Source organism: Mycobacterium colombiense, assembly GCF_003284975.1.
Taxonomy (GTDB): domain Bacteria; phylum Actinomycetota; class Actinomycetes; order Mycobacteriales; family Mycobacteriaceae; genus Mycobacterium; species Mycobacterium europaeum_A.
Genome location: NZ_QMEU01000035.1, coordinates 1 through 26,104, shown reverse-complemented (window position 1 = coordinate 26,104; position 26,104 = coordinate 1). Strand labels below are relative to the sequence as shown.

21 protein-coding genes, 3 rRNA genes and 1 pseudogene are annotated in these 26,104 nt (G+C 63.9%); 21 read left to right on the top strand and 4 right to left on the bottom strand.

The genetic code is table 11. The annotated features are described in order from the left end of the window. Positions 1 to 69 precede the first annotated feature (69 nt). The 15 genes and pseudogenes from rpmE (at position 70) to DQP58_RS13635 (ending at position 12,995) form a co-directional block, all read left to right on the top strand. Positions 70 to 300 (top strand): 50S ribosomal protein L31, encoded by a 231-nt coding sequence (gene rpmE, locus DQP58_RS13705; protein ID WP_067249878.1) that lies wholly within the window; start codon positions 70 to 72, stop codon positions 298 to 300. Positions 301 to 399: 99 nt separating this feature from the next. Continuing rightward, positions 400 to 1,473, top strand: coding sequence for a peptide chain release factor 1 (gene prfA, locus DQP58_RS13700; protein ID WP_112708894.1), 1,074 nt, complete (start codon positions 400 to 402; stop codon positions 1,471 to 1,473). A gap of 28 nt (positions 1,474 to 1,501) precedes the next feature. Continuing rightward, on the top strand, positions 1,502 to 2,398 hold the full coding sequence (gene prmC, locus DQP58_RS13695; RefSeq protein WP_112708893.1) for a peptide chain release factor N(5)-glutamine methyltransferase: 897 nt from the start codon (positions 1,502 to 1,504) through the stop codon (positions 2,396 to 2,398). Next, complete coding sequence (locus DQP58_RS13690) at positions 2,395 to 3,054, top strand: L-threonylcarbamoyladenylate synthase (protein WP_112708892.1); 660 nt, start codon at positions 2,395 to 2,397, stop codon at positions 3,052 to 3,054. The genes prmC and DQP58_RS13690 overlap by 4 nt, the downstream gene beginning before the upstream one ends. Beyond that, positions 3,026 to 4,292 (top strand): annotated as a pseudogene (locus tag DQP58_RS13685) (glycosyltransferase family 4 protein). Before DQP58_RS13690 ends, DQP58_RS13685 begins: the two are co-directional and overlap by 29 nt. 215 nt (positions 4,293 to 4,507) lie before the next feature. Beyond that, positions 4,508 to 4,999: an ATP synthase subunit I gene (locus tag DQP58_RS13680; protein ID WP_112708890.1), complete on the top strand. Its 492-nt coding sequence runs from the start codon at positions 4,508 to 4,510 to the stop codon at positions 4,997 to 4,999. Further along, entirely contained in the window at positions 4,996 to 5,754 is a 759-nt protein-coding gene (atpB, locus tag DQP58_RS13675; protein WP_067137958.1) for a F0F1 ATP synthase subunit A, read from the top strand. Before DQP58_RS13680 ends, atpB begins: the two co-directional genes overlap by 4 nt. A 95-nt stretch (positions 5,755 to 5,849) precedes the next feature. After that, positions 5,850 to 6,095: a F0F1 ATP synthase subunit C gene (locus DQP58_RS13670; RefSeq protein ID WP_065052998.1), complete on the top strand. Its 246-nt coding sequence runs from the start codon at positions 5,850 to 5,852 to the stop codon at positions 6,093 to 6,095. A 9-nt stretch (positions 6,096 to 6,104) separates the two neighbouring features. Further along, positions 6,105 to 6,638, top strand: coding sequence for a F0F1 ATP synthase subunit B (locus tag DQP58_RS13665; RefSeq protein ID WP_066864576.1), 534 nt, complete (start codon positions 6,105 to 6,107; stop codon positions 6,636 to 6,638). A 6-nt stretch (positions 6,639 to 6,644) separates the two neighbouring features. Beyond that, on the top strand, positions 6,645 to 7,985 hold the full coding sequence (locus DQP58_RS13660; protein WP_112708889.1) for a F0F1 ATP synthase subunit B/delta: 1,341 nt from the start codon (positions 6,645 to 6,647) through the stop codon (positions 7,983 to 7,985). Between the two features lie 68 nt (positions 7,986 to 8,053). Continuing rightward, positions 8,054 to 9,742, top strand: a complete 1,689-nt coding sequence (gene atpA / locus DQP58_RS13655; protein ID WP_112708888.1) for a F0F1 ATP synthase subunit alpha — start codon at positions 8,054 to 8,056, stop codon at positions 9,740 to 9,742. Positions 9,743 to 9,748: 6 nt separating this feature from the next. Continuing rightward, complete coding sequence (locus tag DQP58_RS13650) at positions 9,749 to 10,657, top strand: F0F1 ATP synthase subunit gamma (RefSeq protein WP_112708887.1); 909 nt, start codon at positions 9,749 to 9,751, stop codon at positions 10,655 to 10,657. 18 nt (positions 10,658 to 10,675) lie between these two features. Further along, the gene (atpD, locus tag DQP58_RS13645) at positions 10,676 to 12,133 is read left to right on the top strand and encodes a F0F1 ATP synthase subunit beta (protein WP_112708886.1); all 1,458 of its coding nucleotides are present in this window, start codon (positions 10,676 to 10,678) and stop codon (positions 12,131 to 12,133) included. 35 nt (positions 12,134 to 12,168) lie between these two features. After that, entirely contained in the window at positions 12,169 to 12,534 is a 366-nt protein-coding gene (locus DQP58_RS13640; protein ID WP_112708885.1) for a F0F1 ATP synthase subunit epsilon, read from the top strand. Positions 12,535 to 12,551: 17 nt separating this feature from the next. Continuing rightward, positions 12,552 to 12,995 carry a DUF2550 domain-containing protein gene (locus DQP58_RS13635; protein WP_112708907.1) on the top strand — a complete coding sequence of 148 codons (444 nt, stop codon included), beginning with the start codon at positions 12,552 to 12,554 and terminating at the stop codon, positions 12,993 to 12,995. 35 nt (positions 12,996 to 13,030) lie between these two features. Here DQP58_RS13635 and DQP58_RS13630 read toward each other — a convergent pair whose 3' ends face one another. Further along, positions 13,031 to 13,609 (bottom strand): cob(I)yrinic acid a,c-diamide adenosyltransferase, encoded by a 579-nt coding sequence (locus tag DQP58_RS13630; protein WP_112708884.1) that lies wholly within the window; start codon positions 13,607 to 13,609, stop codon positions 13,031 to 13,033. Between the two features lie 68 nt (positions 13,610 to 13,677). On the opposite strand from DQP58_RS13630, the gene murA reads away from it, so the two are divergent. The 4 genes from murA to rrf all read left to right on the top strand — a co-directional run bounded on the left by murA (position 13,678) and on the right by rrf (position 20,420). Beyond that, positions 13,678 to 14,931 (top strand): UDP-N-acetylglucosamine 1-carboxyvinyltransferase, encoded by a 1,254-nt coding sequence (gene murA / locus DQP58_RS13625; protein WP_066864597.1) that lies wholly within the window; start codon positions 13,678 to 13,680, stop codon positions 14,929 to 14,931. Positions 14,932 to 15,302: 371 nt separating this feature from the next. Further along, positions 15,303 to 16,833 (top strand): 16S ribosomal RNA (locus DQP58_RS13620). A 283-nt stretch (positions 16,834 to 17,116) separates the two neighbouring features. Then, a 23S ribosomal RNA gene (locus tag DQP58_RS13615) occupies positions 17,117 to 20,226 on the top strand. Between the two features lie 81 nt (positions 20,227 to 20,307). Further along, a 5S ribosomal RNA gene (gene rrf, locus DQP58_RS13610) occupies positions 20,308 to 20,420 on the top strand. The 16S, 23S and 5S rRNA genes sit together here, the layout of an rRNA operon. Before the next feature lie 46 nt (positions 20,421 to 20,466). On the opposite strand, the gene DQP58_RS13605 is transcribed toward rrf, so the two are convergent. After that, the gene (locus DQP58_RS13605; protein WP_112708883.1) at positions 20,467 to 20,958 is read right to left on the bottom strand and encodes a methylated-DNA--[protein]-cysteine S-methyltransferase; all 492 of its coding nucleotides are present in this window, start codon (positions 20,956 to 20,958) and stop codon (positions 20,467 to 20,469) included. A gap of 97 nt (positions 20,959 to 21,055) precedes the next feature. Next, positions 21,056 to 22,543, bottom strand: coding sequence for a DNA-3-methyladenine glycosylase 2 family protein (locus DQP58_RS13600; RefSeq protein ID WP_112708882.1), 1,488 nt, complete (start codon positions 22,541 to 22,543; stop codon positions 21,056 to 21,058). A 226-nt stretch (positions 22,544 to 22,769) separates the two neighbouring features. On the opposite strand from DQP58_RS13600, the gene DQP58_RS13590 reads away from it, so the two are divergent. Next, complete coding sequence (locus DQP58_RS13590) at positions 22,770 to 23,843, top strand: GGDEF domain-containing protein (protein WP_112708881.1); 1,074 nt, start codon at positions 22,770 to 22,772, stop codon at positions 23,841 to 23,843. A gap of 26 nt (positions 23,844 to 23,869) precedes the next feature. On the opposite strand, the gene DQP58_RS13585 is transcribed toward DQP58_RS13590, so the two are convergent. Next, the gene (locus DQP58_RS13585; RefSeq protein WP_112708880.1) at positions 23,870 to 24,769 is read right to left on the bottom strand and encodes a LysR family transcriptional regulator; all 900 of its coding nucleotides are present in this window, start codon (positions 24,767 to 24,769) and stop codon (positions 23,870 to 23,872) included. Positions 24,770 to 24,849: 80 nt separating this feature from the next. Between DQP58_RS13585 and DQP58_RS13580 the strand changes: the two genes are divergently transcribed. After that, complete coding sequence (locus DQP58_RS13580; protein ID WP_112708879.1) at positions 24,850 to 26,088, top strand: MFS transporter; 1,239 nt, start codon at positions 24,850 to 24,852, stop codon at positions 26,086 to 26,088. Positions 26,089 to 26,104 lie beyond the last annotated feature (16 nt).

Genomic DNA, 26,104 nt, shown 5'->3' with positions numbered 1-26,104 from the left:
CGTCCCCGTGTTTTGGGAGGACAGGGGTTGACCTGGCATAATCACGCTCGACACGATCGAAGAGGAATCATGAAAGCTGACATTCACCCCGCCTACGCGGAGACCACGGTGCTCTGCGGTTGTGGCAACACCTTCCAGACGCGCAGCACCAAGGACGGCGGCCGCATCGTCGTCGAGGTTTGCTCGCAGTGCCACCCCTTCTACACCGGCAAGCAGAAGATCCTGGACAGCGGTGGCCGGGTGGCCCGCTTCGAGAAGCGCTACGGCAAGCGCAACACCGGAGCTGCTGCCGACAAATAGCTCGGTTACCGACGCCCGAACTGTGCGAATCCTCGCACGGGCCGGGCGTCGGTTTGCGTTTGCGGCAACGACGGGCAAAACGGGGCAGGAGGTAAGGCAGTGACCAAGCCGGTACAGACCATTGACGTGCTGCTGGCCGAGCATGCCGACCTCGAACGCCGGCTGGCCGACCCCGAATTGCACAGCAATCCCGACGAGGCGCGCAAGGCCGGACGCCGGTTCGCCCGGCTGGCCCCGATCGTGGGCACCTACCGCAAGCTGGCGGCCGCCCGCGACGACCTGGAGACGGCGCGAGAGCTGGCCGCCGACGACGCCTCCTTCGCCGCCGAGGTCACGGATCTGGAAGCCCAGGTGGCCGAGCTGGACACCCAGCTCACCGACATGCTGGCCCCGCGCGACCCGCATGACGCCGACGACATCGTCCTCGAAGTGAAATCCGGTGAGGGCGGCGAAGAATCGGCCTTGTTCGCCGCCGACTTGGCCCGGATGTACATCCGCTACGCGGAGCGGCACGGCTGGACCGTCACCGTGCTGGACGAAACCACCTCGGATCTGGGCGGCTACAAGGACGCGACGCTGGCCATCGCCAGCAAGGGCGACAGCGCCGACGGGGTCTGGTCCCGGATGAAATTCGAGGGCGGAGTGCACCGGGTGCAACGCGTCCCGGTGACCGAATCCCAAGGCCGCGTGCATACTTCGGCGGCCGGCGTGCTGGTGTATCCCGAACCCGAAGAAGTCGGCGAGGTGCAGATCGACGAGTCGGACCTGCGCATCGACGTCTACCGCTCGTCGGGCAAGGGCGGGCAGGGCGTCAACACCACCGACTCCGCGGTGCGCATCACGCACCTGCCCACCGGCATCGTCGTCACCTGCCAGAACGAGCGCTCGCAGCTGCAGAACAAGGCCCGCGCCCTGCAGGTGCTGGCCGCCCGTCTGCAGGCCCTGGCCGAAGAGCAGGCGCTCGCCGATGCCTCGGCGGACCGGGCCAGCCAGATCCGCACGGTGGACCGCAGCGAGCGCATCCGCACCTACAACTTTCCGGAGAACCGGATCGCGGACCACCGCATCAACTTCAAGTCGCACAATCTCGATCAGGTCCTCGACGGTGACCTGGACGCCCTGTTCGACGCCCTCGCCGCCGCCGACAAGCAGACCCGGCTGCAACAGGCATGACGTCCCGGCGACGAGGCAGAGCGAAGCGATGAGGCGGAGCGGGACAGTCCGGCCCAGCCTGCGGCGCGCGATCGACGATGCTGCGGCCACCCTTGCCGAGGCGGGAATCGATTCTGCGCGTTGGGATGCCGAAGAGCTGGCCGCGCACCTGGCGGGCACCGATCGCGGACGCCTGGCCCTGCTCGACCCGCCGGGCGCGGACTTCCTCGGGCGCTACCGCGACGTCGTGGCCGCGCGCTCGCGGCGCGTTCCCCTGCAACATCTGCTGGGGACCGCGGCGTTCGGGCCCGTCCTGCTGCACGTCGGCCCCGGTGTTTTCATACCCCGACCCGAGACCGAGGCCCTGCTGGAGTGGGCTACGGCGCAACAACTGCCGCCGCGACCCGTCATTGTCGACCTGTGCACCGGGTCGGGCGCCCTGGCGGTGGCGCTGGCCCACCACTGGCCCGGGGCGCGAATCGTCGCCATCGACAACTCCGACGCCGCGCTCGAGTACGCCCGCCGCAACGCGCAGGGTACGAAGGTCGAGCTGGTCTGCGCCGACGTCATCGAGCTGGCCGACGAGCCGGGCCTGCTCACCGACCTGGCTGGCCGGGTCGACCTGGTGGTGGCGAACCCGCCCTACGTTCCCGACGGTGCCGTGCTGGATCCCGAAGTCGCGCAACATGATCCGTACCAGGCCGTCTTCGGCGGCCCGGACGGAATGGCGGTGATCGCACCCCTGGTAAACCTCGCCGGGCGGTGGCTGCGCCCGGGAGGACTCATCGGCGTCGAGCACGACGACACCACCTCGGAGCAGACGGTGGAATTGTTCGGTCGCACAGGCGCATTCGACGACATCCAGGCCCGCCGAGACCTGACCGGGCGGCCCCGGTTCGCGACGGCCCGCAAAAGAGCGGAACCGGTGCAGGAGCGGCGCCGATGACTGACATCTTCGACTGTGCGGATCCCGACCAGCGCTCACTCGGAATCGCCGCCGCGGCGGCGGCGCTCAAGGGTGGCCGGCTGGTTGTCATGCCGACCGACACGGTCTATGGGATCGGCGCCGATGCGTTCAACAGCGCCGCGGTATCGGCGTTGCTGTCGGCTAAGGGTCGCGGCCGCGACATGCCGGTAGGCGTGCTGGTCGGCTCCTGGCACACCATCGAGGGGCTCGTCTACACCATGCCGGAGGGGGCCCGCGACCTCATCCGCGCCTTCTGGCCGGGCGCGTTGAGCCTGGTGGTGACCCAGGCGCCGTCGCTGCAGTGGGACCTCGGCGACGCCCGCGGCACCGTGATGCTTCGCATGCCGCTGCATCCCGTGGCCATCGAGCTGCTGCGCGAAGTCGGGCCCCTGGCGGTGTCCAGCGCCAACATCTCCGGCCGTCCCGCCGCCCTGGACGCCAACGAGGCGCGCAGCCAGCTCGGTGATCTGGTCGACGTCTACCTGGAAGCGGGTCCGTCCGCTCAGGGCGCTGCCTCCACGATCGTCGACCTGACCGGGGCCACGCCGAAGATTCTGCGGCCGGGCCCGGTGAGCGCGGAGCGGATCGCGGAAGTGCTCGCCCTCGATCCGGAAAGCCTTACCGCTCAGGGCTGACTGGAGCGGTTGTCGAGGTCCCAGGTTTGTCCAGTACGGTCTCGGTGATGTCCAGCGACGTGACCAACCTTGCCGGTGGTTTAGTCGCGCTGGCCGACCGCGGCGCCGGTGTCCCGCTTCGCGAACTGGCGCTGGTCGGGCTGACGGCGGCGATCATCACCTACTTCGCCACCGGACCGGTGCGGGTGCTGGCCACCCGGCTGGGCGCGGTCGCCTATCCACGTGAGCGCGACGTCCACGTGACGCCGACGCCCCGGATGGGCGGGCTGGCGATGTTCCTCGGCGTCATCACGGCCGTCTTTCTGGCGTCTCAGCTTCCGGCGCTCACCCGTGGGTTCGTCTACTCCACCGGCATGCCCGCGGTGCTGGTCGCCGGCGCGGTCATCATGGGCATCGGATTGATCGACGACCGTTGGGGCCTCGACGCGTTGACCAAGTTCGCCGGTCAGATCACGGCGGCCAGCGTGCTGGTGACCATGGGGGTGGCGTGGAGCGTTCTGTACATCCCGATCGGCGGCGTGGGCACCATCGTGCTCGACCAGGCCTCGTCGATCCTGCTGACCCTGGCGCTGACCGTGTCGGTCGTCAACGCGATGAACTTCGTCGACGGGCTCGACGGTCTGGCGGCCGGGCTGGGACTGATCACCGCGCTGGCGATCTGCATGTTCTCGGTCGGGTTGCTGCGCGACCACGGGGGTGACGTCCTGTTCTATCCGCCCGCGGTGATCTCGGTGGTGCTCGCCGGGGCATGCCTGGGCTTCCTGCCGCACAACTTCCATCGCGCCAAGATCTTCATGGGCGACTCCGGCTCGATGCTGATCGGCCTGATGCTCTCGGCCGCGTCGACGACGGCCGCCGGCCCCGTCTCGCAGAACGCCTACGGCGCGCGCGACGTATTCGTCCTGCTCTCGCCGTTCCTGCTGGTCGCGGCGGTCATCTTCGTGCCGATGCTCGATTTGCTGCTGGCGATCGTGCGGCGCACCCGCGCGGGCCGCAGCGCGTTCAGCCCCGACAAGATGCATCTGCATCACCGGTTGCTGCAGATCGGTCATTCACACCGCCGGGTGGTGTTGCTGATCTATCTGTGGGTGGGGATCGTCGCGTTCGGCGCCGCCAGCACAATCTTTTTCCGTCCGCGCGACACCGCCGCGGTGATGCTGGGCGCCATCCTGGTGGCCGGCATCGCGACGGCGATCCCCCTGTTGCGCCGGGGCGACGACTACTACGACGAAGGGTAGTAGTGGGGTCCAGCATGTGGTACGGTGCTGGTAGAACCCCAAAATGCCGCGCAGGCTACCGGCCCATCGGAGGGCAATCCGACCGGGCTGGTTTCAGACCGGCCTCGGGAGATACCCCTTGGGTGATTCAACTGTGACGTGCGATACGCTCGGCGGGCCACCGATCAGTCGGTCGGGGGGTTCCCGTTCCATCAACCCGGGATTGAGGTGCTGCAGTGACGACACCAGCGCAGGACGCGCCGTTGGTGTTTCCCTCTGTTGCTTTCCGTCCGGTTCGGCTCTTCGCGATCAGCATTGCCATCACCGCAGTGGCGGTGCTCGCCGCCGGACTGTCCGGTCACCTGATGGTCGGCGTCTTCTTCGGCGTCGGGCTTCTCCTAGGTTTGCTCAACGCAGTATTGGTGCGTCGCTCGGTTGAGTCGATCACCGCCAAGGATCATCCGCTGAAAAGGTCGATGGCGGTCAACTCGGCGTCACGGCTGGCCATCATCACCGTCGTCGGGCTGATCATCGCCTACGTCTTTCGGCCCGCCGGACTGGGCGTCGTGTTCGGATTGGCGCTTTTCCAGGTCCTCTTGGTCGCCTCGACAGCGCTGCCGGTGTGGAAGAAGCTGCGCGCCGGTGACTGGGCGGAGCACTCGGACGGTGCCGAAGGCGGCGTGATCGCAGGATCGGACGGAACGGAAGGTAAGGAACAGCAACGATGACTGGGACGACGTTCCTGGCCGAGTCGGCAATCGAGGTTGGCGAGCACAATAAGGCCACGTGGCTTGGCCTGACCGTCAACACCGACACGATTCTGTCGACCGCGATCGCCGCGGTGATCGTGCTCGGGTTGGCCTTTTTCCTGCGCGCGAAGATCACTTCCAAGGGCGTGCCGAGTGGCGTTCAGCTGTTCTGGGAGGCGATCACCGAACAGATGCGCGGACAGATCGAGAGCGCTATCGGCATGCGGATCGCCCCGTTCGTGCTGCCGTTGGCCGTCACGATCTTCGTGTTCATTTTGATCTCCAACTGGCTGTCGGTCCTCCCGCTGCAGTACAAGGACAAATCCGGGCACGCGAGCGAGCTGCTGAAGTCGGCGGCGGCGGACATCAATTACGTTCTGGCGCTGGCGCTCTTCGTGTTCGTTTGCTATCACGTGGCCGGCATCTGGCGCCGCGGCATCATCGGGCATCCGCTGGCGGTGGTCAAGGGTCACGTGGCGTTCTTGGCGCCGATCAACCTCGTCGAAGAGCTCGCCAAGCCCATCTCGCTGTCGCTCCGACTTTTCGGCAATATCTTCGCCGGCGGCATCCTGGTCGCGCTGATCGCGCTCTTCCCGCCGTACATCATGTGGGCACCCAACGCGATCTGGAAGGCCTTCGATCTGTTCGTCGGCGCCATCCAGGCCTTCATCTTCTCGATTCTGACCATCTTGTACTTCAGCCAGGCCATGGAGATCGAGGATCACCATGACTGAGACGCCCATGAATTGTTTTGTTCCACGCACCATTACAGAGGCTCGGTAGACCGCTACCGGATAAGCCCCAAATAAAGGAGGAAAGAATGGCAGCCCTGGACCCCCAAATCGCTGCCGCCGCTCTCATCGGCGGTGGACTCATCATGGGTGGCGGCGCGATCGGCGCCGGAATCGGTGATGGTATTGCTGGTAACGCGCTGGTCTCGGGTATCGCCCGGCAACCCGAAGCGCAGGGCCGGCTGTTCACGCCGTTCTTCATCACGGTCGGTCTGGTCGAGGCGGCCTACTTCATCAACCTGGCGTTCATGGCGTTGTTCGTCTTCGCTACCCCGGTCAAGTAATTCGCTGCAATGCGTGACGCGAGTCTGAGCATTTTGGCATCCAGCCAGGTGGTGGCCGAGGGGGGCAACAACTTCCTCGTCCCCAACGGCACCTTCTTCTTCGTGCTTGCGATCTTCCTGATCGTGCTGGCCGTCATCGGCACATTCGTCGTGCCGCCGGTGATGAGGGTCTTGCACGAGCGCGAGGCCATGGTCGCCAAGACGGCTGCCGACAACAAGAAGGCGACCGAGCAATTCGAAGCGGCCAAGGCCGACTACGAAGAAGCCCTGAGCGAGGCGCGGGTTCAGGCGTCGTCGTTGCGCGACAATGCCCGCGCCGAAGGTCGTAAGGTGGTCGAAGACGCGCGCGCCCGTGCCGAACAACAGGTGATGTCGACGTTGCAAATGGCATCCGAGCAATTGAAGCGGGAGAGGGACGCCGTGGAGCTGGATCTGCGTGCCAATGTGGCGTCGATGTCGGCGACGTTGGCAAGTCGCATCCTCGGCGTCGACGTCGCCCCCGCCGCCACGACCACATCCGCAACCAAGACATCCGGACGGTAAATACGTATGTCGACTTTCATCGGCCAGTTGGTGGGCTTTGCGGCCATCGTGTTTCTGGTGGTGCGCTACGTCGTGCCGCCGGTGCGTCGGCTGATGGCCGCGCGGCAAGACGCCGTGCGCCAACAGCTGAAAGACGCTGCGACGGCGAGTGATCGGCTGACCGAGTCGACCACGGCGCACACCAAGGCCGTGGAAGATGCGAAGACCGAGGGCGAACGGGTGGTCGAGGAGGCCCGGACCGACGCGGGCCGCATCGTCGAGCAGTTGCGGGCCCAGGCGGATGTCGAGTCCGATCGCATCAACGCACAGGGCAGCCGCCAGGTCGATCTGTTGCGCACCCAGTTGAGCCGGCAGCTCCGGTTGGAACTCGGCCACGAAGCGGTGCGCCAGGCGGGCGAGTTGGTGCGCAACTACGTCGCCGACCCTGAACAGCAGTCGGCCACCGTCGACCGGTTCCTCGACGAACTCGACGAGATGGCGCCCGTTGCGGCCGACGTCCAGTATCCGTTGATGACCAAGATGCGTTCGTCGAGTCGCGTCGCGCTGGGCAACCTGTCGGAGAAGTTCAGCTCCCTAGCCAAAGACCTTGACAGCAAGGGGCTTTCGACCGTCTCCGGTGAGCTGGTCGATGTGGCCCAGATGCTGGACCGCGAGATCGTCGTCACGCGGTATCTCACCGTTCCCGCCGAAGACAGCGCGCCCAGGGTCCGGTTGGTCGAACGACTGGTCTCCGGCAAGGTCGGCGACGCGACACTCGAGGTGCTGCGCGCCGCGGTCTCGGAGCGTTGGTCGGCCAACTCCGATCTGGTCGACGCCATCGAACACGTGTCTCGGCAGGCGCTGCTCGAAGTCGCCGAACGCGAGGACAAGGTTGACGAGGTCGAAGAACAGCTGTTCCGGTTCTCCCGCATCCTCGATGCGCAGCCACAACTTTCCATTTTGCTGGGTGACTACGCCGTTCCGGTCGAAGGCCGAGTCGCGTTGTTGCGCAAGGTGCTTGACAGCGCAAGCGGCAGGGTCCACCCCATTGTGACCGCGTTGCTGACCCAGACGGTCGAACTGCTCAGGGGCCAGCCGGCCGAGGATGCCGTTCAGTTCTTGACGGAAGTCGCCGTGGCGCGCCGCGGCGAGATCGTCGCCACGGTCAAGGCGGCGGCCGAACTCAGCGATGCCCAGCGGTCTCGCCTCACCGACGTGCTTGGCCGCATCTACGATCACCCGGTGGCGGTACAGCTGCAGATCGATGCCGAACTACTGGGCGGCCTGCTCATCTCCGTGGCCGACGAAGTGATTGACGGGACACTCGCTTCTCGCCTTGCCGCGGCCGAGGCTCAATTGCCCGACTGACACCAACCATTCATCACAAACCCATTCCGACGCACGCGATACCAAGATCAAGTAGGAAGACGAAAGCCATGGCCGAGTTGACAATCTCCGCTGATGACATCCAGAGCGCCATCGAGGAGTACGTAGGCTCTTTCACCTCCGACACCTCCCGGGAGGAGGTCGGTACGGTCGTCGACGCCGGGGACGGCATCGCGCACGTCGAAGGCTTGCCCTCGGTCATGACCCAGGAGCTGCTCGAGTTCCCCGGTGGCGTGCTGGGCGTCGCGCTCAACCTCGACGAGCACAGCGTCGGCGCGGTGATCCTGGGTGACTTCGAGAAGATCGAAGAGGGACAGCAGGTCAAGCGCACCGGCGAGGTCCTGTCGGTCCCCGTCGGCGACGCGTTCCTCGGCCGCGTCGTCAATCCGCTTGGCCAGCCGATCGACGGCCGCGGAGACATCGACACGGACATTCGCCGCGCGCTGGAGATCCAGGCGCCGTCGGTGGTGCAGCGCCAGAGCGTGAGCGAGCCGCTGCAGACGGGCATCAAGGCCATCGACGCCATGACCCCGATCGGTCGTGGCCAGCGCCAGCTGATCATCGGCGACCGCAAGACCGGCAAGACCGCCGTCTGCGTGGACACCATCCTCAACCAGCGGGAGAACTGGGAGAGCGGCGACGAGCGCAAGCAGGTGCGCTGCGTGTACGTGGCCATCGGCCAGAAGGGCACCACGATCGCCTCCGTCCGGCGCGCCCTGGAAGAGGGCGGCGCGATGGATTACACCACCATCGTCGCGGCGCCGGCCTCCGACTCCGCCGGCTTCAAATGGCTTGCGCCGTATACGGGTTCGGCCATCGCCCAGCACTGGATGTACGACGGCAAGCACGTGCTGATCGTCTTCGACGACCTGAGCAAGCAGGCGGAGGCTTACCGGGCGATCTCGCTGTTGCTGCGCCGCCCGCCGGGCCGCGAGGCCTACCCCGGCGACGTGTTCTACCTGCACTCCCGCCTGCTGGAGCGTTGCGCCAAGCTGTCCGACGACCTCGGCGGCGGCTCGCTGACCGGGTTGCCGGTTATCGAGACCAAGGCGAACGACATCTCGGCCTACATTCCCACCAACGTCATCTCGATCACCGATGGCCAGTGCTTCCTGGAGTCCGACCTGTTCAACCAGGGCGTGCGGCCGGCCATCAACGTCGGTGTCTCGGTGTCCCGCGTGGGTGGTGCGGCGCAAATCAAGGCCATGAAGGAAGTCGCCGGCTCGTTGCGTCTAGACCTGTCGCAGTACCGGGAGCTGGAGTCCTTCGCCGCATTCGCCTCAGATCTGGACGCGACGTCCAAGGCCCAGCTGGAGCGCGGTGAACGCCTGGTCGAGCTGTTGAAGCAGCCTCAGTACCAACCGATGCCGGTTGAGGAGCAGGTGGTTTCGATCTTCCTGGGCACCGGCGGTCACCTGGACTCGGTGCCCGTCGAGGACGTCCGACGTTTCGAGACTGAGCTGCTGGATCACATGCGGGCCTCGGAAGAGAAGTTCCTGGCCGGCGTCCGCGACAGCGGCAAGCTCTCCGAAGAGGGCGAGAACCAGCTCACCGAGATCATCAACAACTTCAAGAAGGGCTTCGCGGCCACCGGTGGCGGCTCGGTAGTGCCCGACGAGCACGTCGAGCCCCTGGACGAAGAGGATCTGGAGAAAGAGTCCGTACAGGTCAAGAAGGAGAAGCCGAAGGACAAGAAGGAATCCAAGGATTCCAAGGCCTCCGGCAAGGACAAGAAGTAGCTACCGATGGCGGCAACACTTCGCGAATTACGGGGCCGGATCCGTTCGGCCGGCTCGATCAAGAAGATCACCAAGGCCCAGGAGATGATCGCGACCTCGCGCATCGGCAAGGCGCAGGCCCGGCTGGAATCCGCCCGGCCTTACGCATTCCAGATCACGTCGATGCTTACCACGTTGTCCTCCGAAGCCGCTTTGGACCATCCGTTGTTGGTCGAGCGTGACGAGCCGAAGCGCGCCGGCGTCCTGGTGGTGTCCTCGGACCGCGGTCTGTGCGGCGCGTACAACTCAAGCATCTTCCGCCGTGCCGAGGAACTGTTCTCGTTGCTGCGGGAGGAGGGCAAGACACCCATCGTTTACACGGTGGGCCGGAAGGCGCAGAACTACTTCAAGTTCCGCAACTGGGACATCACCGAATCCTGGACGGGTTTCTCCGAGCAGCCCCAGGTGGAGAACGCCCAGGAGATCGCGTCCACTTTGGTCGAGAGTTTCATGGCCGGGGTCGGCGATGACGAGTCACAGGACGACCAGGGCGTCGACGAGCTGCACATCGTCTACTCGGAATTCAAGTCGATGATGTCGCAGGCCGCGGTGGCCCATCGGATCGCTCCGCTGGTCATGGAATACGTCGAGGACACCGACGAACTCCACACTTTGTACTCGTTCGAACCAGACGCCACAACGCTTTTCGACGCGCTGCTGCCGCGGTATGTGACGACCCGGGTGTATGCCGCGTTGCTCGAATCGGCGGCATCGGAGCTCGCGTCGCGTCAACGGGCGATGAAGTCGGCAACGGACAACGCGGACGACCTGATCAAGGAGCTCACGCTGATGGCGAACCGCGAGCGGCAGGCTCAGATCACCCAAGAGATCAGCGAAATCGTTGGCGGCGCAAACGCGCTCGCCGACGCTAAGTAGCACACGAGGAAGAAGAAAATGACTGCTACTGACGAGAAGACCACAGAAGCCAAGGACACCGAGACCAGTGGCCGCGTGGTGCGAATCACCGGCCCGGTGGTCGACGTCGAGTTTCCGCGCGGCTCCGTGCCGGAACTGTTCAACGCTCTCAACGCCGAGATCACGTTCGAGGAGCTCAAGAAGACCCTGACGCTCGAGGTCGCACAGCACCTCGGCGACAACCTGGTTCGCACGATTTCCATGCAGCCCACCGATGGCCTGGTGCGTGGAGTCGAGGTGACGGACAGTGGCAAGTCGATCTCGGTGCCGGTCGGCCAGGAGGTCAAGGGCCACGTCTTCAATGCCCTGGGGCATTGCCTGGACAAGCCGGGCTATGGAGAAGACTTCGAGCACTGGTCGATTCACCGCAAGCCGCCGCCGTTCGAGGAGCTCGAGCCGCGCACCGAGATGCTCGAGACGGGTCTGAAGGTCGTCGACCTGCTCACCCCGTACGTGCGTGGTGGCAAGATCGCACTGTTCGGCGGTGCGGGCGTGGGCAAGACGGTGCTGATCCAGGAGATGATCAACCGTATCGCCCGAAACTTCGGTGGCACTTCGGTTTTCGCCGGCGTCGGTGAGCGCACCCGTGAGGGCAACGACCTGTGGGTCGAACTCAAGGAAGCCGACGTGCTCAAGGACACCGCGCTGGTGTTCGGTCAGATGGACGAGCCGCCCGGCACCCGCATGCGGGTGGCCCTGTCCGCGCTGACCATGGCGGAGTGGTTCCGTGACGAGGCCGGCCAGGATGTGTTGCTGTTCATCGACAACATCTTCCGGTTCACCCAGGCCGGATCCGAGGTCTCGACGCTGCTCGGTCGTATGCCGTCCGCGGTGGGTTACCAGCCGACGCTGGCCGACGAGATGGGCGAGTTGCAGGAGCGCATCACCTCGACGCGAGGCAAGTCGATCACGTCGATGCAGGCCGTTTATGTGCCCGCCGACGACTACACCGACCCGGCGCCGGCGACGACATTCGCGCACCTGGACGCCACCACCGAGCTCTCTCGAAACGTGTTCTCCAAGGGCATCTTCCCCGCGGTGGACCCCCTGGCGTCGAGCTCGACCATTCTGGACCCGAGTGTTGTCGGTGACGAGCACTACCGCGTTGCCCAGGAAGTCATCCGAATCTTGCAGCGGTACAAGGATTTGCAGGACATCATCGCGATCCTCGGTATCGACGAGTTGTCCGAAGAGGACAAGCAGCTCGTTCAGCGTGCACGACGGATCGAGCGATTCCTGTCGCAGAACATGATGGCGGCCGAGCAGTTCACCGGTCAGCCCGGTTCGACGGTACCGCTGAAGGAGACCATCGAGGCGTTCGACCGCCTGACCAAGGGCGATTTCGACCACATCCCGGAGCAGGCGTTCTTCTTGATCGGCGGCCTGGACGACTTGGCGAAGAAGGCCGAAAGCTTTGGCGCCAAACTGGATTCCTAAAGGCGTGAGCGAAAAGGCTCTGAAAGGCTCGTGGCATGGCGGATTTGAACGTTGAGATAGTCGCCGTCGACCGAAAGATCTGGTCGGGTGAGGCAACGTTTCTGTTCACCCGTACCACCGTCGGTGAGATCGGCATCCTGCCGCGGCACATCCCGCTGGTAGCGCAGTTGGTCGACGATGCAATGGTGCGCGTCGAACGAGACGGTGAAGACGATCTGCGGATCGCGGTGGACGGCGGATTTCTGTCCGTCACCGAGGAATCGGTGACCATCCTCGCCGAATCCGCCGAGTTCTCCTCGGAGATCGACGAGAGCGCTGCCAGAGAGGCTTCCGAGTCGGACGACCCGCGTATCGCCGCCAAGGGGCGCGCAAGGTTGCGCGCCGTCGGCGCGATCGACTAACCGCCTCGGACCAGATGATGAGCGCGCCCATGGTTGGCATGGTCGTGCTCGTCGTCGTGCTGGCGGGCGCCGTCGTCGCGCTGAGCTATCGGTTGTGGAAGCTACGCCAGGGCGGCACGGCGGGGATCATGCGAGACATTCCCGCGGTCGGGGGCCACGGCTGGCGCCACGGCGTAATCCGTTACCGCGGGGGGGAAGCCGCGTTCTACCGACTGTCCAGCCTGCGATTGTGGCCGGACCGACGGCTGAGCCGCCGTGGCGTCGAGATCGTCTCCAGGCGGGCGCCACGCGGCGACGAGTTCGACATCATGACCGACGAGATCGTCGTCATCGAGCTGCGTGACACCACCCAGGACCGCAGGTCCGGCTACGAGATCGCGCTGGACAAGGGCGCGTTGACGGCGTTTTTGTCCTGGCTGGAGTCGCGTCCGTCGCCCCGGTCGCGCCGGCGCAGCCTCTAGCCGCGCCGGCCCGGGGACGATCCGAACGCTGTTAACTAGCGGACGTCGCCGCCGCCCGGTTTCCACAGCACATCGCCCTCGGGGTTGGCCACCCGCGACAGGATGAACAGCAGATCCGAGAGGCGGTTCAGGTATTTCGCGGGCAGCACGCTGACCTGCCCGGGCGCGGCATCGATCGCGGCCCACGCCGACCGCTCGGCTCGGCGCACCACGGTGCGAGCGACGTGCAGAAACGCCGACAACGACGAACCACCGGGCAGCACAAACGAATTCAGCTTAGGCAAGGGTTCGTTGTATGTGTCACACCACTTTTCGAGCCGATCGATGTAAGGCTGGGTGACCCGCAGCGGGGGATATTCGGGGTTGTCGACCACGGGAGTCGACAGATCCGCGCCGGCGTCGAACAAGTCGTTTTGGATTTGCCGCAATACGCTGGTGAGCTGCTCGTCGGGCCGGCCGACGGCGACGGCGACACCGATCGCGGCGTTGGCTTCGTCGCAATCGGCGTAGGCCACCAACCGGGGATCGTTCTTGGAGACCCGGGAGAAGTCGCTCAATCCCGTGGTGCCGTCGTCGCCGGTTCGCGTGTAGATGCGAGTCAGGTGTACAGCCATGAGCAAACCGTACTCGGGTGTGGCTTGGCCGACTGACAAGGCGATACCGCTTCACTAGACTGACGCGGGTGGCTGAGCGATTCGTGGTGACCGGCGGCAACCGGTTGTCCGGCGAAGTCGCAGTAGGGGGCGCGAAAAACAGCGTGCTCAAGCTGATGGCCGCAACGCTGCTGGCCGAAGGCACCAGCACGATCACCAACTGCCCCGACATCCTTGACGTGCCGTTGATGGCCGAGGTGCTGCGCGGGCTGGGCGCGACCGTCGAACTGGACGGCGACGTCGCCCGCATCACCTCTCCGGACGAGCCGAAATACGACGCCGACTTCGCCGCGGTCCGGCAGTTTCGCGCGTCGGTGTGCGTGCTGGGACCGCTGGTCGGGCGTTGCAAGCGCGCACGCGTCGCGCTGCCCGGCGGTGACGCGATCGGTTCGCGCCCACTGGACATGCATCAGGCCGGCCTGCGCCAGCTCGGCGCGCAATGCAACATCGAGCACGGATGCGTGGTGGCGCAGGCCGATACGCTGCGCGGTGCGGAGATTCAGCTGGAGTTCCCCTCGGTGGGCGCCACCGAGAACATCCTGATGGCCGCAGTCGTGGCCGAGGGCGTGACCGTCATCCACAATGCGGCACGCGAGCCCGACGTCGTCGACCTATGCACGATGCTGAACCAGATGGGCGCGCAGATCGAAGGCGCCGGTTCGCCGACCATGACCATCACCGGCGTCCCGAAGCTGCACCCGACCGAGCATCGCGTCATCGGGGATCGCATCGTCGCCGCCACCTGGGGGATCGCGGCCGCGATCACCCGCGGTGACATCACGGTGACGGGCATCGACCCGGCACACCTGCAGGTGGTGCTGCACAAATTGCACGACGCCGGCGCCACCGTGACCCAGACCGACGACAGCTTCCGGGTGGCGCAGTACGAGCGCCCCAAGGCCGTCAACGTGGCGACCCTGCCATACCCCGGATTCCCGACAGACCTGCAGCCGATGGCCATCGCCTTAGCCTCGATCGCCGACGGCACTTCGATGATCACCGAGAACGTATTCGAGGCGCGCTTTCGCTTCGTCGAGGAAATGATTCGTTTGGGCGCCGATGCCCGCACCGACGGACATCACGCCGTCGTTCGGGGACTGCCGCAATTGTCGAGCGCGCCAGTGTGGTGTTCGGACATCCGGGCCGGCGCGGGCCTGGTATTGGCCGGGCTTGTCGCCGACGGAGACACCGAGGTCCACGACGTCTTCCACATCGATCGCGGCTACCCGTTGTTCGTGGAAAACCTGGCGATTTTGGGAGCGGAGATCGAGCGGGTACAGTAACCAAAGTCAGTGCCCCACAAGCGCGATCACCAACGCGAAGGTGGACGAGAGCGGGGCCCTTGACTCCCTCGCTGGATTGGTACTAGCCTGGCACGGCTGCTCCCGAGACGGTCTCTAGCAGACCAAAACTGGGAGTTGACTTACCTGCCGGATCTGTATTAAGCTGGCAGGGTTGCCCCAAAACGGGCGAAACAAGTGTTGTTTGAGAACTCAATAGTGTGTTTGGTCTTTTTATTTGTTGTTGTTTTTTGACCATACTTCGCACCCCCCGTGTGTGGGTATGGTCGTTTTTTTGATGCCAGTTTTTGGTGTCTTTTTGTTAGGTCAGATTATCTCTGATTTGAAATTCACCTCGTTCTGCGAGGAGATTTTGTTTGGAGAGTTTGATCCTGGCTCAGGACGAACGCTGGCGGCGTGCTTAACACATGCAAGTCGAACGGAAAGGCCTCTTCGGAGGTACTCGAGTGGCGAACGGGTGAGTAACACGTGGGCAATCTGCCCTGCACTTCGGGATAAGCCTGGGAAACTGGGTCTAATACCGGATAGGACCTTTAGACGCATGTCTTTTGGTGGAAAGCTTTTGCGGTGTGGGATGGGCCCGCGGCCTATCAGCTTGTTGGTGGGGTGATGGCCTACCAAGGCGACGACGGGTAGCCGGCCTGAGAGGGTGTCCGGCCACACTGGGACTGAGATACGGCCCAGACTCCTACGGGAGGCAGCAGTGGGGAATATTGCACAATGGGCGCAAGCCTGATGCAGCGACGCCGCGTGGGGGATGACGGCCTTCGGGTTGTAAACCTCTTTCACCATCGACGAAGGTCCGGGTTTTCTCGGATTGACGGTAGGTGGAGAAGAAGCACCGGCCAACTACGTGCCAGCAGCCGCGGTAATACGTAGGGTGCGAGCGTTGTCCGGAATTACTGGGCGTAAAGAGCTCGTAGGTGGTTTGTCGCGTTGTTCGTGAAATCTCACGGCTTAACTGTGAGCGTGCGGGCGATACGGGCAGACTAGAGTACTGCAGGGGAGACTGGAATTCCTGGTGTAGCGGTGGAATGCGCAGATATCAGGAGGAACACCGGTGGCGAAGGCGGGTCTCTGGGCAGTAACTGACGCTGAGGAGCGAAAGCGTGGGGAGCGAACAGGATTAGATACCCTGGTAGTCCACGCCGTAAACGGTGGGTACTAGGTGTGGGTTTCCTTCCTTGGGATCCGTGCCGTAGCTAACGCATTAAGTACCCCGCCTGGGGAGTACGGCCGCAAGGCTAAAACTCAAAGGAATTGACGGGGGCCCGCACAAGCGGCGGAGCATGTGGATTAATTCGATGCAACGCGAAGAACCTTACCTGGGTTTGACATGCACAGGACGCGTCTAGAGATAGGCGTTCCCTTGTGGCCTGTGTGCAGGTGGTGCATGGCTGTCGTCAGCTCGTGTCGTGAGATGTTGGGTTAAGTCCCGCAACGAGCGCAACCCTTGTCTCATGTTGCCAGCGGGTAATGCCGGGGACTCGTGAGAGACTGCCGGGGTCAACTCGGAGGAAGGTGGGGATGACGTCAAGTCATCATGCCCCTTATGTCCAGGGCTTCACACATGCTACAATGGCCGGTACAAAGGGCTGCGATGCCGTAAGGTTAAGCGAATCCTTTTAAAGCCGGTCTCAGTTCGGATTGGGGTCTGCAACTCGACCCCATGAAGTCGGAGTCGCTAGTAATCGCAGATCAGCAACGCTGCGGTGAATACGTTCCCGGGCCTTGTACACACCGCCCGTCACGTCATGAAAGTCGGTAACACCCGAAGCCAGTGGCCTAACCTTTTGGAGGGAGCTGTCGAAGGTGGGATCGGCGATTGGGACGAAGTCGTAACAAGGTAGCCGTACCGGAAGGTGCGGCTGGATCACCTCCTTTCTAAGGAGCACCACGAAAAGCATTCCAATTGGTGGAGTGCGAGCCGTGAGGGGTTCTCGTCTGTAGTGGACGAAAACCGGGTGCGCAACAGCAAATGATTGCCAGACACACTATTGGGCCCTGAGACAACACTCGGTCGATCCGTGTGGAGTCCCTCCATCTTGGTGGTGGGGTGTGGTGTTTGAGTATTGGATAGTGGTTGCGAGCATCTAGATGAACGCGTGGTCCTTCGTGGCCGGCGTGTTCATCGAAATGTGTAATTTCTTTTTTAACTCTTGTGTGTAAGTAAGTGTTTAAGGGCGCATGGTGGATGCCTTGGCATCGAGAGCCGATGAAGGACGTGGGAGGCTGCGATATGCCTCGGGGAGCTGTCAACCAAGCATTGATCCGAGGATTTCCGAATGGGGAAACCCAGCACGAGTGATGTCGTGTTACCCGTATCTGAATATATAGGGTGCGGGAGGTAACGCGGGGAAGTGAAACATCTCAGTACCCGTAGGAGAAGAAAACAATTGTGATTCCGTCAGTAGTGGCGAGCGAACGCGGAACAGGCTAAACCGCACGCATGTATAACCGGGTAGGGGTTGTGTGCGCGGTGTTGTGGGATCGATATGTCTCAGCTCTACCTGGCTGAGGGGTAGTCAGAAAGTGTCGTGGTTAGCAGAAATGGCCTGGGATGGCCTGCCGTAGACGGTGAGAGCCCGGTACGCGAAAACCCGTCACCTACCTTGTATCAACTCCCGAGTAGCAGCGGGCCCGTGGAATCTGCTGTGAATCTGCCGGGACCACCCGGTAAGCCTAAATACTTCTCGATGACCGATAGCGGATTAGTACCGTGAGGGAATGGTGAAAAGTACCCCGGGAGGGGAGTGAAATAGTACCTGAAACCGTGTGCCTACAATCCGTCAAAGCCTCCTCGTGGGGTGATGGCGTGCCTTTTGAAGAATGAGCCTGCGAGTCAGGGACACGTCGCGAGGTTAACCCGTGCGGGGTAGCCGCAGCGAAAGCGAGTCTGAATAGGGCGCATCCCCTTTGGGGTGTAGTGGCGTGTTCTGGACCCGAAGCGGAGTGATCTACCCATGGCCAGGGTGAAGCGCGGGTAAGACCGCGTGGAGGCCCGAACCCACTTAGGTTGAAGACTGAGGGGATGAGCTGTGGGTAGGGGTGAAAGGCCAATCAAACTCCGTGATAGCTGGTTCTCCCCGAAATGCATTTAGGTGCAGCGTTGCGTGGTTCACCACGGAGGTAGAGCTACTGGATGGCCGATGGGCCCTACTAGGTTACTGACGTCAGCCAAACTCCGAATGCCGTGGTGTAAAGCGTGGCAGTGAGACGGCGGGGGATAAGCTCCGTACGTCGAAAGGGAAACAGCCCAGATCGCCGGCTAAGGCCCCTAAGCGTGTGCTAAGTGGAAAAGGATGTGTAGTCGCAGAGACAACCAGGAGGTTGGCTTAGAAGCAGCCACCCTTGAAAGAGTGCGTAATAGCTCACTGGTCAAGTGATTATGCGCCGATAATGTAGCGGGGCTCAAGCACACCGCCGAAGCCGCGGCACATTCACGTCTACGTGAATGTGGGTAGGGGAGCGTCCCTCATTCAGCGAAGCCTCCGGGTAACCGGTGGTGGAGGGTGGGGGAGTGAGAATGCAGGCATGAGTAGCGATAAGGCAAGTGAGAACCTTGCCCGCCGTAAGACCAAGGGTTCCTGGGCCAGGCCAGTCCGCCCAGGGTGAGTCGGGACCTAAGGCGAGGCCGACAGGCGTAGTCGATGGACAACGGGTTGATATTCCCGTACCCGTGTATAGGCGTCCCTGATGAATCAGCGGTACTAACCACCCAAAACCGGATCGACCATTCCCCTTCGGGGGCATGGAGTTTCGGGGCTGCGTGGGACCTTCGCTGGTAGTAGTCAAGCGATGGGGTGACGCAGGAAGGTAGCCGTACCAGTCAGTGGTAATACTGGGGCAAGCCCGTAGGGAGAGCGATAGGCAAATCCGTCGCTCATTAATCCCGAGAGGTGATGCATAGCCGATTGAGGCGAATTCGGTGATCCTCTGCTGCCAAGAAAAGCCTCTAGCGAGCACATACACGGCCCGTACCCCAAACCAACACAGGTGGTCAGGTAGAGAATACCAAGGCGTACGAGATAACTATGGTTAAGGAACTCGGCAAAATGCCCCCGTAACTTCGGGAGAAGGGGGGCCGGAATACCGTGAACACCCTTGCGGTGGGAGCGGGATTCGGCCGCAGAAACCAGTGGGTAGCGACTGTTTACTAAAAACACAGGTCCGTGCGAAGTCGCAAGACGATGTATACGGACTGACGCCTGCCCGGTGCTGGAAGGTTAAGAGGACCCGTTAACCGCAAGGTGAAGCGGAGAATTTAAGCCCCAGTAAACGGCGGTGGTAACTATAACCATCCTAAGGTAGCGAAATTCCTTGTCGGGTAAGTTCCGACCTGCACGAATGGCGTAACGACTTCCCAACTGTCTCAACCATAGACTCGGCGAAATTGCACTACGAGTAAAGATGCTCGTTACGCGCGGCAGGACGAAAAGACCCCGGGACCTTCACTACAACTTGGTATTGGTGTTCGGTACGGTTTGTGTAGGATAGGTGGGAGACTGTGAAGTACAGACGCCAGTTTGTATGGAGTCGTTGTTGAAATACCACTCTGATCGTATTGGACACCTAACGTCGAACCCTTATCGGGTTCACGGACAGTGCCTGGCGGGTAGTTTAACTGGGGCGGTTGCCTCCTAAAATGTAACGGAGGCGCCCAAAGGTTCCCTCAACCTGGACGGCAATCAGGTGTTGAGTGTAAGTGCACAAGGGAGCTTGACTGCGAGACTTACAAGTCAAGCAGGGACGAAAGTCGGGACTAGTGATCCGGCACCTCTGAGTGGAAGGGGTGTCGCTCAACGGATAAAAGGTACCCCGGGGATAACAGGCTGATCTTCCCCAAGAGTCCATATCGACGGGATGGTTTGGCACCTCGATGTCGGCTCGTCGCATCCTGGGGCTGGAGCAGGTCCCAAGGGTTGGGCTGTTCGCCCATTAAAGCGGCACGCGAGCTGGGTTTAGAACGTCGTGAGACAGTTCGGTCTCTATCCGCCGCGCGCGTCAGAAACTTGAGGAAACCTGTCCCTAGTACGAGAGGACCGGGACGGACGAACCTCTGGTATACCAGTTGTCCCACCAGGGGCACGGCTGGATAGCCACGTTCGGACAGGATAACCGCTGAAAGCATCTAAGCGGGAAACCTTCTCCAAGATCAGGTTTCTCACCCTTTTAGAGGGATAAGGCCCCCCGCAGACCACGGGTTCGATAGGCCAGACCTGGAAGCCCAGTAATGGGTGCAGGGAACTGGCACTAACCGGCCGAAAACTTACCAACACACAATCGCAACCACAGTCCATTTCACGGCAGCAATGCCGCGAAACGCCACACCCCCCACCAAACAAATTTAAATAGAGTTACGGCGGCCACAGCGACAGGGAAACGCCCGGTCCCATTCCGAACCCGGAAGCTAAGCCTGTCAGCGCCGATGATACTGCCCATACGGGTGGAAAAGTAGGACACCGCCGAACATACACAAAAACACCCCCGGCAACGGGGGTGTTTTTGCATGCGCAATTAATCGAAAAGTGTCAATGTCACCCGTTGCTTTTCTAATTCGAGCAGTGTGCGCTTTCGGCCGAGTCCGCCGCCGAAGCCCGTGAGGCTTCCATTTGCCCCGATGACGCGATGGCAGGGAACGACGATGGCGATCGGGTTGTGGCCGTTGGCCAACCCGACGGCGCGCGCGGCGCCCGGCGCTGCGATCTGCTCGGCGATTTCGCCGTACGAGCGGGTTTCGCCGTACGGAATGGTCAGCAGCGCCCGCCATACTCGGCGCTGAAATTCGGTTCCTCGCAGGTCCAGCTCTACATCGAAATTCGTCAGCTCGCCGGCGAAATACGCGGCGAGTTGCTCGACAGCCCCGCCGAACCCCCGGGGGTTCGGCGACCAGCCGGCGCGGCTCGGCTCATAGGTCTGGTCGACCATTCGCAGATTCGTCAGCACGGAGCCGCGACCGGCCAGGGTCAGCAGCCCGATCGGGCTGTCGATGGTGCGGTACTCGATCATGTGCGCCACTCCTCCTCGTCGCTTCGTCCCCCGCAAGCGGGCGGGGGTAACTCCCACTCGTGGGGGCGTGCCCCGCTGCCCTCGTCGCCGGCGCGAATCATGCGACCTCCTGTGGCGGCCAACGGTTTACCGGATGCTCGAGAGTGGTCCAAAGGTATTGGGTGGCGTAGGAACGCCACGGTCGCCACTGTGCGGCGCGAGCGGCGAGGGACCGTTCGCCCGACGGCAGGCCCAGCTGTTCGGCGGCCAGGCGCACGCCCAGATCGCTGGCGGGAAACGCGTCGGGATCGCCGAGGCCGCGCATGGCGATGACCTCCGCGGTCCACGGGCCCACCCCGGGCAGGGCGAGCAGTTGCGTTCGGGCCCTATCCCAGTCGCACCCGGGGCTCAGCACCACACTGCCGTCGGCGAGGCCGGCGACCAGAGCGCTCAGGGTTCGTTGTCGAGCTCTGGGCACCGCCAGATGAACGGGGTCGATCTCGGCCAACTGCTCGACGGACGGGAAGGTGTGGGTCAGCGATCCCTCCCGATCGTCGATCGGCTGCCCATAGGCGGCGACCAGGCGGCCCGCATGGGTGCTCGCGGCCTTGGTGGACACCTGCTGGCCCAGCACCGCACGCACCGCGAGCTCGGCCTCGTCGACCGTGCGCGGAATTCGCTGTCCGGGCGCCTTGGCTACGACGGCGGCGAACTCGTCGTCCGCGCCGAGCGCATCGTCCACGGCTTGCGGGTCGGCATCGAGGTCCAGCAGACGCCGGCAGCGCGCGATGGCCGTCGTCAGATCGCGAAAGTCGTCGAGCACGAGCACGCAACGGACGTGATCGAGGGCGGGCGTCAGGGCGACGATCGCGTTGCCGAACGGCAGGCGCAGGCTGCGCCGGTAGGCGCCATCGCGGATCTCCTCGCAACCGGGAACCGTGCCCGCCGCCAGATGACCGAAGACACCGGCGTACGCGAAGGGTGTGCGCACCGGGAGCCGAAGGCTCACGGTGCCAGGCGAATTCGGGGCCGACGCGGTGCGGGTCACCGCGCGCCGCCGCAGCGCGCTCGGTGCGTTGTCGAACACCGAGCGCACGGTGTCGTTGAACTGACGGATGCTGGAAAAGCCCGCGGCGAATGCGACGTCTCCGAACGGCAGATCCGTCGTCTCGATCAGCACGCGCGCGGTTTGCGCCCGTTGCGCGCGGGCCAGGGCGAGGGGGCCGGCCCCGACCTCGACCTGCAGGAGGCGCTCCAGCTGCCGGGTGGTGTAACCGAGTTCGGCAGCCAGGCCGGTGACTCCCGCACGGTCCACCGTGCCGTCGGCGATCAGCCGCATCGTGCGCGCCACGATGTCATCCCGCACGTTCCATTCCGGAGAGCCCGGGGAGGCGTCGGGGCGGCACCGCTTGCACGCGCGAAAGCCGGCCCGCTGCGCGGCAGCGGCGGTTGGATAAAACCGCACGTTACGGGCGAACGGTGGCCGCACCGGGCAGCTGGGCCGGCAATAGATCCGGGTGGTCAGCACCGCGGTAACGAACCAGCCGTCGAACCGGGCGTCCTTAGACTGGACGGCGCGGTAGCAGCGTTCGAAATCGTCGTGCACGGTTCCACACTTACACTCGGCCCCCGACAAAACTGGCGGAAAAGCGACATCGTCGTGGGATGCACCCGCGCGACCTATTCAACCTGGTGGGCGGCGCGCCATCCGATGTGCCTTTCTCGTCCATTCGAGCTATTTCCAGCGCGCGATGGTATTAACTGTGACGCAACTCGCCGGCTCCTTTGCTATGGCCCGAACGGGGCGAGCGAGTTCGGGGAAAGGCGAACCGATGACGCGGCTGGCGACGTGGTGGACGCAAGACGACCACTTCGATTGGCTGACAGGTTATTTGCAGGCGCACGGGCTCAGCACGAGCACCCGCAGGGTTCTCGCCGTCGTGGCGTCCTCGTTGGTATTGGTGCCGGTCAACGTGTTGTACGGGCCCGTCCCATTGTATCCGCGTGTGGCGCTGACGGTTTCGATCGTCGCCGCCGTCTTGGGTCTGGGCATGGCGGCGTTGTGGTTGAGCGGGTGGCCCACCCGACGACAGTCCATCTTCTACATCCTGACCGGCGCCATATCCATTGGTGGCGGTTGTCTATGGCAGCCTCAGCCACTCGTCGGGCTGATGTCGTGCTCGGCGTTATCGGTCACCGGCGGCTACATCGCGTTCTTCCATACGGTCCGGCTCATGGCGCTGAATTTCGTCCTGGCCAGCGCGATTGGGGCCTGGCAGGCGGTGCGGCTGGCCGCCAGCGGGCAGACCCTGCTGGCCTTCACCGGTTACTTTCTGGTTTTGGAACTCAACGTGGTCGTGCCGCTTGCCATCCAGGTCGTGGTGCGCGCGCTGTGGATGGACCTCTTGCGCGCGAACCGTGACCCGCTGACCGGTCTGCTGAACCGGAGAGCCTGCGATCGGGCCATTGTCGGCCGAATGCTGGCCGGCGCCCATCACATGTTTCTGGCGGTCGCCATGGTCGATCTCGACCGCTTCAAAGAGCTCAACGACAGTCGCGGACACGCCGCCGGCGACGAGGCGCTGATCGCGGTGGCGGGCACCTTGACCACCGCATGCGGCGACACCGCTGTGGTCGGGCGGGTCGGCGGGGAGGAATTCCTGGTCGCCGACATCGTGACGACAGAACAGCTGCCGGACTGGGGTCGGCAGCTCTGCGACGCCGTGGCCGGGGTGGACGTGTCGGTGACCGCCAGCGTCGGAATCGCCACGCTGGCGTTGAGCAACGTGGTCTCGGACTACGCCGAGCACGCGTTTCACCAGTTGGTCGCCCATGCCGACACCGCGATGTACGAGGCGAAGCGGTGTGGCGGTAATCAGACCCGTCACCACCAGATCGCGGTCTGAGCGGTACCCGCGGGTGGTCGTTGGGTTCAGCTGATCGGATCCTTCGTCCGGCGGTGTTCTACCGCCGCGGCGGCCGCGATGAAGTCGCGTGCCGAGCGAGACAGCGGTCGACCGGAATTCCAGATCATGCCGACATCGCGATAGGCGTCGGCGTCGGCCAGCCGCAGCACCCGCACCCCCGGCGCGTACTCGCTGCCGTCGATGGGTACCAGGCTGACGCCCAGCCCCGCGGCGACCAGGCCGGCGACCGTCGTGAGGGTCGGGGCCTCCAATCCGATGCGGGGCCGAAACTGCGCTGCCGCACAGAGCTCGTCGAGCAGTCCCCGCATGCCGAATCCGCGGTGCATCGTCACGAAGCGCTCGTCGGCCAGATCGATCATGGACACCGCCGCACCGTGCGAGAAGCGGTGGTCCTGGGGCACGGCGATGCCCAACCGTTGACGAAACAGGCTGCGCCAGGCCAGCGTTCGTTTGCGCGGCCGTGGCGATACCACGCCGACGTCGACGTCGCCGGACCGCACGCGATCGCCGATCGACTCGGCGGGCCCTTCCTCCAACGCGAACGTCACCCGCGGTGACGATTCCCCGAACTTCGCGATCAATCTCGGAACCACCGTCGATCCGAACGAGCTCAGAAAGGCCAACCGGATCTCGCTGACGGCCGGGTTTGTCAGGTCATCGATCTCGCGCCGGGCCGAATCGAGCTCGAGCTGGGCCCGCCGCGCGTGCTCGTAGAAGATCCGGCCGTACGTGTTGAGGGCAAGGCGCCTGCCGTGCCGGTCGAACAGCGGCGTCCCCACCTGCTGTTCCAGGCGAGCCAGCATCCGGGTCAGCGTCGGCTGAGCGACATGGAGCTGCTGCGCCGCCGCCGTGACGTGCTGCAATTCGGCGAGTGCGATGAACCACTCGTAGTCGCCGTCCGCCATGCAGCCACCTCTGCTTATGTGTTTCACGCATCATAAGCACCGAAATAATTCATTTCCTTTTGGGTGGCGCGACCCGAAGCATGGTTGGCATGCCTCACGTCGTCGCACATCAGGCCGGATCCAAGGGATATCGGCGAATGACGATCGCGCTGTACGGTGCCGGGCTATCCAGTTTCGCCGCCATGTACTGCACGCAGGCGCTGCTCCCGGCGTTGTCGGCGTCCTACCGGATCGCGCCGGCGACCGCGGCGTTGACGGTTTCGCTGACGACGGGCATGTTGGCGCTGTCGATCATCCCGGCGAGCGTGCTGTCCGAGCGCTACGGGCGCATCACCGTGATGCTGATGTCGGGCATAGCGTCCAGCGTCATCGGGCTGTTGCTGCCGCTGAGTCCCACACTCGGCGTGCTGCTGGCCGGACGCGCGCTGCATGGCGTCGCGCTGGCCGGCATACCAGCGGTCGCCATGGCATTCCTGGCCGAGGAGGTGCACGCCTCGTCGCTCGGTTCGGCGATGGGCCGCTACGTCGCGGGGACCACGGTGGGAGGGCTGCTCGGGCGGATCGTGCCGTCCCTGGTCGTCGACGTCAGCAATTGGCGGGTCGCGCTGCTGGTGTGCTCGGTGATGACGCTGGCCGGTACGGTCGTGTTCGCCCTGTTGGTGCCGCGGTCTCAGTTCTTCACCCCGAAGGCGGCGAGCGTGCGCGACACCGTGCGCAACCTTGCCGCACATGTGCGAAACCCCGTGCTGCTGAAGCTGTTTGCCTTGGGTTCGGTGGTGATGGGGGCGTTCGTCACGGTCTACAACTACCTCGGATACCGGCTGACGGACCGGCCCTTCGGATTGGCATCCTCGGTGGTCGGGCTGTTGTTCGTGCTGTACCTGGTGGGCACCTGGACGTCGGTGGTGGCCGGGCGGCTCGCCGACCGCAAGGGCCGCCGGCTCGTGCTCGGCACGGCATTGCCGATCACCGTGGCCGGCCTGCTGCTCACCATCCCGCACGCGCTGGCCGTCATCGTCATCGGTGTCGGCGTGTTCACCGGCGGCTTCTTCGCCGCGCACACCGTCGCCAGCGGCTGGGTGGGCGCGGTGGCGCACCGCGATCGCGCGGAGGCGTCCGCGCTGTACCTGTTCAGCTACTACCTGGGCGGATCGGTGGCCGGCGCCTTGGGCGGCGTCGTGTACGGCGTCGGCGGCTGGCCGGCCACAGTGTTGTTCGTGGGCGGGCTGCTGGCGGCCGGTACCTTGCTCGTCGCAATGTTAGTGCGGCAGACGGCAACTCGGCCCGACGGGCGCCTGGCCGTCGCCGTCGCCCGATGAACCGCTAGGCCTGCGC